The following is a 1,196-nucleotide window of genomic DNA, read 5'->3' on the forward strand; positions in this document are numbered from 1 at the left end:
CGGGCACTTTTGCCCGACAGATATTTGGGATGCTGATATATTCAGGTATATCAACGAATCGTCGGGCAAAAGTACCCGACCTACTGCTATAGTCGAAGAGTCATTTTTGCTACGGCGTTGGCTCGCCTTGTATCAGAATTTCATTTCTCCGATTATATATCAGCATTTGCTATCTTGAGTTTCCATCAAAAAGCCGTCTGAAAAATGAATTTTCAGACGGCTTTTCAAAAAAACAAACCCAATATCCGCCTAAGGCAGGCTGCTGACCACGCCGTTCACGCCCGAGGCCTGCGCCAGGCGGTACAGCACTTCCTGCGGCATATCGTTGTGCCACAGGCGGGTAATGTTGGCAATCACCGGCAGATGGGTCACGCGGCGCACGCGCACAATGGCGTCCACGTCCAGGCGGTAGGTATGCTCCGGCTCGAAGCTGAGCGTACCCGCCTCGCCCAAAATAATGTGCCGGTTGCCGCGCAGCGCGATGTGTTCCGCCGCCACCAGCCAATCGTCCGCGCGGTGGTGCTTGTCTTTGCACAACACCACCGGCGTATTCAGACGGCCGACTTCGTCCTGCAGGGCGCGGTTGCTCATCAGCTCGCCGCCCAAATACAGAATATCCGCTTCCGCATCCAAAGCCGCCTCGATTTGGCGCACATCGCGGATGCGTACCAACACCGGCTTGCCCGCCTCATGCAGCCGCGCCACCTGCGCCCGCATCTGCAGAATCTGCCCTTTTTCGCTGCTGGTATCCACCTCGGCATACGGGCGCACCGACAAATAAAACGGATCGAGAAACACCGCATCCGCCGATGCCGCGCGCGCTTCGTCCGCCGCAATATCCAGCATCCCGCTGCCGCCGAAAGCCACGCCGCGTACCTGGATCACGCTGTCTTCCGCGCGGCTCTCGCGGCTGATGATTTTCCAATCGTTCAACACGCGCACCACCCGCTCTACTTCGGGCAGGTTTTCCAAATCGTTCGGGCTGAACACGCGCTCGTCGCCCACCGCGCCGATAATAGTCCGCTCTTCCCCGCGCGAAATATGCTCCTGCAGACCCCTGCTGCGGATAAAGTCCACCACCCGGGCCACCGCCGCCTCGCCTGCCTGCTTCTGCATCACAATAATCATATAGGCTTCTCCTAAACTGATGTGCCGATATTAGCATACTTCCCTGCTGCCATGCCGTCTGAAAATAT

The 1,196-nt window shown here is 57.4% G+C and carries 1 protein-coding gene; it reads right to left on the reverse strand.

Translation table 11 applies throughout. From position 1 onward, the window contains the following. Nucleotides 1-249 precede the first annotated feature (249 nt). Nucleotides 250-1,128: a chorismate mutase gene (locus tag BDE01S_RS10595; RefSeq protein ID WP_066081370.1), complete on the reverse strand. Its 879-nt coding sequence runs from the start codon at nucleotides 1,126-1,128 to the stop codon at nucleotides 250-252. Nucleotides 1,129-1,196: the final 68 nt, after the last annotated feature.

Origin of the sequence: Bergeriella denitrificans NBRC 102155, from assembly GCF_001592185.1 — a bacterium.
Lineage (GTDB): Bacteria > Pseudomonadota > Gammaproteobacteria > Burkholderiales > Neisseriaceae > Neisseria > Neisseria denitrificans.